Origin of the sequence: Prevotella sp. kh1p2 (assembly GCF_900111525.1) — a bacterium.
Taxonomy (GTDB): Bacteria; Bacteroidota; Bacteroidia; order Bacteroidales; family Bacteroidaceae; genus Prevotella.
In genome coordinates, this window is the sequence record NZ_FOHY01000014.1 from 103,812 (window position 1) to 109,811 (window position 6,000).

The 6,000-nt window shown below is 47.8% G+C and carries 4 protein-coding genes; 1 reads left to right on the forward strand and 3 read right to left on the reverse strand.

The annotated features are described in order from the left end of the window. The first annotated feature begins 24 nt into the window (after window positions 1–24). Window positions 25–1,206, forward strand: coding sequence for a glycosyltransferase family 4 protein (locus BMW31_RS09610; RefSeq protein WP_255404929.1), 1,182 nt, complete (start codon window positions 25–27; stop codon window positions 1,204–1,206). 241 nt (window positions 1,207–1,447) lie between these two features. Here BMW31_RS09610 and BMW31_RS09615 read toward each other — a convergent pair whose 3' ends face one another. From BMW31_RS09615 to rfbA, 3 genes are all read right to left on the reverse strand, one after another. Then, on the reverse strand, window positions 1,448–1,879 hold the full coding sequence (locus tag BMW31_RS09615) for a BT0820 family HAD-type phosphatase (RefSeq protein WP_091824781.1): 432 nt from the start codon (window positions 1,877–1,879) through the stop codon (window positions 1,448–1,450). Window positions 1,880–1,952: 73 nt separating this feature from the next. Further along, window positions 1,953–4,448 carry a GumC family protein gene (locus BMW31_RS09620; RefSeq protein ID WP_091824784.1) on the reverse strand — a complete coding sequence of 832 codons (2,496 nt, stop codon included), beginning with the start codon at window positions 4,446–4,448 and terminating at the stop codon, window positions 1,953–1,955. A 47-nt stretch (window positions 4,449–4,495) separates the two neighbouring features. After that, window positions 4,496–5,374: a glucose-1-phosphate thymidylyltransferase RfbA gene (gene rfbA / locus BMW31_RS09625; RefSeq protein ID WP_091824789.1), complete on the reverse strand. Its 879-nt coding sequence runs from the start codon at window positions 5,372–5,374 to the stop codon at window positions 4,496–4,498. Window positions 5,375–6,000: the final 626 nt, after the last annotated feature.

Genomic DNA, 6,000 nt, shown 5'->3' on the forward strand with positions numbered 1-6,000 from the left:
TAGTTTTGAGAGCTTTATATCAAGATGAACGGATTAATTACATGGCGTATTGCCATTTTGGGAATGCTGATGCCCTTTGTGGTTTCAATGATGATGGTATGGGTGATTCACCCGGTGATTGTAAGGGTTGCTTTGATGAAAGATATTGTCGACAAGCCCTGCTACCGAAAGTTGCAGCGAAAGCCAGTACCGGTATTGGGAGGCATGGCTGTCTATTTTGGCATTGTTGTAGGTGCCGGAGTGGTGAGTGTATTCTTTGACTCGTTTGCGCTGTTCACGTGCATTGTTGCCTTAACTATGATGCTCTATGTAGGGCTGATGGATGATATACTCGGCCTGAGTCCGGTGGTGAGGCTTGTTTTGGAGGTTGCCATGATTGCTTTTGTGGTCAAAATGGATCTTACGAACATGAACGATATGCACGGTATTTTTGGTATCGGAAAGTTACCTGTCTACCTTTCGCTCCCACTGAGCGCCATTGCCGGTTGCGGTATCATCAACTCTATTAACTTGATTGACGGCGTTGATGGTCTTTCATCTGGCTTCTGCACGATGGCCTGCATTGTTTTCGGTATCGTATTTGCCTGCTCCTTTGACGGTACAATGGCTATCATGGCTTTCCTGGCAGCAGGAGCTTTGGTGCCGTTTTTCCTGCATAATGTGTTTGGAGTTAAAACCAAAATGTTCATAGGTGATGCCGGTACACTGATGTTGGGCATGCTGATGGTGATATTCTGTCTGCATGCAATAGACAATACCTCGAAGGTGCAGGCACAGTTTACAAACATGAGTGTGGTTGCTTTCTGTCTGAGTGTCTTGAGCATACCGGTATTTGATACCTTGCGGGTAATGACAGCCAGAATGATAAAGGGCGTTTCACCTTTTGAGCCAGACAAGTCACACCTTCACCATCTGTTTATAGAGATGGGGTTCTCACATGCCGGCACAACCTTTATGGAATGTTCGTTGGGTTGTGTCAACATGCTCGTGTGGTTAGTTGCTTACCAACTTGGAGGGAGTGCGACAGTCCAGTTCGTTGTTGTGGTGCTTTTAGGGCTGATGACTACATGTGGCGTTTACTACACCGTACGACGTCTGAACCGCAACCGGCTGCCCTATAGAACACTGAGATGGCTGGCGCGGAAGAGCCATGTAGAACATGGAAAACTTTATTTATGGATAAGAGATTTTCTCGATCGTCATTGAGTTTTGCACAGGTTATTTGATGAAGTTATATTCCTGACCGACTAAAAAGATAGTCCCGGGAAATTTGAAGGATGCTTTCCATGCGCATGGGGAGCATCCTTTTCTATTGGTGTTAGCTTGTTTCTTCAAATATACAATTCGACCTCGAAGCTGTCATGTCTCCTATTTCTCATGTAGGTTGTCATTAACTTGCTTCGAGGTCGAATTCCTTTTTTTTGTTACAAGTCGAAGAAAACGGGAGCTAAAACTGCCACCAGTGTCTCTTCTTTGGTGCTTCGGTAGCCTCTATGCCCTGCTGTCTGGCTTCGTTTAGCAAGTGCCGGTATGACACGTGGTCGTGTATCATGTGATATATTTGCCCCCAGTCGGGCAGACCTCCCAAATTGCGGTCGTCAATAAAGATGTCTGCCTTTATTTTGCGTGAGAAGTGGTTGTTGTATTCTACCATCTCTTCCGGGTAGTCCTTGTTTACGGCGTAGAATTCTACACCGCGTTTCTTGCACCAGTTCACTGCGTCTTCCAACAGCTGACCTTCGCGCACACTCCACAGAATCAGCCGGTGGTGCTCCTTGATGAGCATGCGTAGGGTATCTGTTGCAAAGGGCACTTCTTCGCCAATTTCTGGATATCGGTGTTCAACAATCGTTCCGTCAAAGTCTACGGCAATTATCATAGCGTATCTTCGTTCTTGTTAGTAAGGATAAATAGATGTAGCGCGTTATTTAGGCACACCCGTCAAGCGCATGTTAGCGCTTGATGGATGTGTCGTTCTTGTCGCCATAGTGGCTTTCGGCATAGTTACCGTAGCTGCCATAGGAACCGTAAGAACCATAGCTGCCGTACTTGCCATAGTGACCATAGCGGCCGTAGCGGCCATACTTTCCGTAACGTCCATAGCCATAGTAGTAGCCGTATTTCTTCTTTGACATGTCGATGCCATTGATAACTACCGACATGTTGGGCAGCTTCTTCTCTGCGGCGAGACCGTTAATGAGGTTGAAGCTCTCCTTTGGTGTATAGTCGGCACGGCACATGTAGATGGTCGCATCAGCAACGCGGCCAATCTGCAGGGTATCTGTAACCAGACCAACAGGTGCGGTATCTATCAGCACGTAGTCGTATTTCTCTTTCAGGATGTCAATTACCTTGTCCAGTGAAGTACGTGCAACCAATTCCGATGGGTTAGGTGGAATGGGGCCGGCCATAAGCAATTCGAGGTTGTTGTTGATGCCCGAAGGCAGAATCTGACTTTTGACATCTTCCCACGTAGGGTCATCCTTTATTAAAATAGGTGTAATACCATGTTGGTGGTCGTTAATCTCGAAGAGTTCGGCCAGGCGGGGCTTGCGGATATCAAGTCCCACAAGGATTACTTTCTTGCCTAACAGGGCAAAGCTGACGGCAAGGTTGGCAGCATTGAAAGTTTTGCCTTCGCCCGATGTGCTGGAAGTGAACATGATGACCTTTTCGCCTTCCTTCATCATGAACTGCAGGTTGGTACGCATGCTGCGGAATATTTCTTCCATTTGGTTGTTCTGGTTTTCATGTACAACAATGTCGGCTTTGGTCTTCGCTGTGTCGCTGGCAACGGCAACATCTGCGAGGATGGGCAGCTTTGTGAGCTTGGCAACATCGTCGTGGCCTTCAATCTTGTAGCGGAAGAAGCTGATGAGGAATAGAACCAGTGCAGGGATAATGAGACCTAAGATAAGTGCTGCCAGCATGATGATGGAGGACTTTGGGCTGATTTTGCCTGCAAAGGCAGGGTCATCGAGCAGCTTACCTTTGTCGGCTGTAGCTGCCAGTGAGATGGAGTTCTCTTCACGTTTTTGGAGCAGCATCAGGTACAAGCCCGATTTCACTTCCTGCTGGCGGCCTATCTGCGTCAGCATGCGCTCTTGTTCAGGCGATGCTCCAACCTGTCCGGCGTATCTTCCGTATTGGGCTGCCACGCCGCTGCGCTGAATCTGCAAGCCGCGTCTGGCCTGTGTCATGGCACGGTTGATACTGTTGTTCAGGTCGTCCAACTGCGAAGTAAGCGGAGTTACGGTAGGCGACGACTCTGATGCACTGCGCAACAGGCGGTTGCGTTCGAGGGCTATCTCATTATATTTGTTAATCAGACCATTGACCGTAGGGTCGGAGATACCAACATTGGCGGGTAGTGTCTGGTATTTCTCGCCACTCTTCATGCTCTCCTCAACGCTGTTGATTAAGGCAACCTGTGTGTTGGCTTCCGTCAGTTTCTGACTGTACTCATTCTGTCCGGCCAGCGCCTGCTCGGCATTCATCTGCAACTGAACCATGTTGTTGCGCTTCTTGTAGCTTTCCAACTGGCCCTCAGTGTTACCCAATTCGGCATTGATTTTCTCCAAACGGCCATTAATGAACTCTTCCGTACGGACGGCAATTTCGTTCTTGTCCTCGTTGGCCTGGCGATTGTAGCAAATGGCCAGCTGCTTCAGGTAGTCCATGGCGCGCTGGGGAATCTCATCGGTCAGCGTGAGCTGAGCGATGCTTGTGGTCTTTGAGGTTTGGCTTATAAGGAGTGAGCCTACATATTTATAAGAAGCTCTTTTGGGGGAGGTGATATTTACGTTCAAAACTGAGCCATCGACCATGGGAATGGCACCGTTGCTGTTGAAGCTGATGATGCCGGCACGTGTGCCGATGGTGGCGGGCATGCTCTGGAAGGTCTTGTCAATGTTGTACTCCTTGTTGCCGGCATAGTAGGTGCTGGTGACATGGTAACCGTTGCCCTCGCGTACAATGCGCAGTGCGATGGGATTGTCGAGCTTCTCCAGGTGAGCCGGGTCAATGTCTACATTGATGGGCTGGTTCTGGTAGAGCAGTTTCTTACTGACCCGTCCCTCAGAGCTGTAGGTGATGTACAGCTTCAGGTCGCGCACGGCTTGCTCGGCCAATGAACGCGAGGAGAGGATTTCCATCTCGTTGTCAAGGCCGTTAGAATTCGATATCATGCCCAGCGTGTTGGTGTTCATGATACTGTTGCTTCTCCGGCCGCTGTTGTCGTCGTCCTTAATCAGCAGCTTCACTGTTGCCTGATAGCGAGGCGTCGCGTAGCGAAGGTAAATTGCAGCCAAGCCGAGGCAAATGATGAGAGAAAGCACGAACCACTTCCAGTTGAGGATAACCGTCGTGTAAATGGTTTGGAAGTCAAAAGCCGATTTTTCTTCTTGCTCTTGAATGTTTTCCTGTTCTAAGTTTTTATTTTCTTCCATTATTGCATGTATTATTTATTTCCTTATTTCTTTATTTTTTTGTTTGTTCACTTTCCTTCTGCCAGACGCAACAGGTATTTGCCATAGTCGTTCTTCTCCATAGGCTGTGCAACTGCTTTCAGCTCATCGGTGGTAATCCATCCTTTCTTGTAGGCTATCTCTTCGAGGCATGCCACCTTCAGTCCCTGCCTCTTTTCTATCACTTCTATGAACGTGCTGGCTTCGCTGAGGCTGTCGTGCGTACCGGTGTCCAGCCAAGCAAAACCGCGCTGCAAGGTCTCAACCCTCAGTTGCTTACGCCGGAGATACTCCTGATTAACAGTCGTAATCTCAAGCTCACCCCGGGCACTGGGCTTGATATTCTTGGCTATTTCGACAACGCTGTTCGGATAGAAATACAGTCCTACTACCGCATAATTGCTCTTTGGGCAGGTCGGTTTCTCCTCAATGCTCAGACAGTTGCCCTCTGCATCGAATTCTGCTACGCCGTAACGTTCCGGGTCGTTGACATAGTAACCGAACACAGTGGCCTTGTCCTGCTGTTCAGCGTGGGCTACACTCGACTTCAGGAGGGCCGAGAAGCCGGAACCGTAGAAGATATTGTCGCCCAGAACAAGGCATACACTGTCGGTCCCGATGAATTTCTCGCCGATGATGAATGCCTGGGCGAGACCGTCGGGACTTGGCTGTTCGGCGTATTCAAAATGTACGCCGAGTTCGTGGCCATCGCCCAAGAGGCGGCGAAACCCAGGCAAGTCGAAGGGAGTTGAGATAATCAGAATGTCGCGTATGCCGGCAAGCATCAACACCGATACGGGATAATAAATCATTGGCTTGTCGAAGATGGGTATCAACTGCTTGCTGATGCCTTTGGTAATAGGGTAGAGGCGTGTGCCGGAACCACCTGCTAATACGATTCCTTTCATATCTTTAATTTCTTTGAAGTTTCATAGCTAATTGTGCGTTTCTGTCTTCATGATGTTGACAATTACAAGCTCTTAGCTCTAAATTCCCATAAAGCAGTATGCTAAATTTAACTCCTAATTTTATTATTAAATAACTCCGAACCGCTTTGGCTCTCCTGCGAGCGCGCTTGTGAGCCATTCCGATATCTTTGTTTATTTTAACTTTAATTCGCGCGCAAAGTTAATAAAAAAAGAGGAAAGCCGAAAGAGAAAAAGGAAAATAATGTAAATAAAATGTTGTTTTGTAACTTCAGAGCTTCCGATAGAGGAAAAACAGGGCCTAAAAGCGATGCCGAGAGGCTTGGTCGAAGTCTTCCGGCGATGTTTCTCCCTGCATTTGGAAACACAGAAACATAAGGTTAATAAGTGATTTGTTTTGAGGTGTTGCAAGATCAGGTGTACCTGCTGTATTCAGAAAGAATTTCCTGCCCCTGATTGTGGAGTGAAACGTAGCCGCCCCGAATTTTCTTCTACGCTTTTATAGTTGCTGAGTGACCTGTACTGAATAAGTTGACAGTTTACATCAAGCAAAAAAAGTAAAAAGTCATGAAACAGTACAATGAAATCGAAAAACTGGAGTTATTACG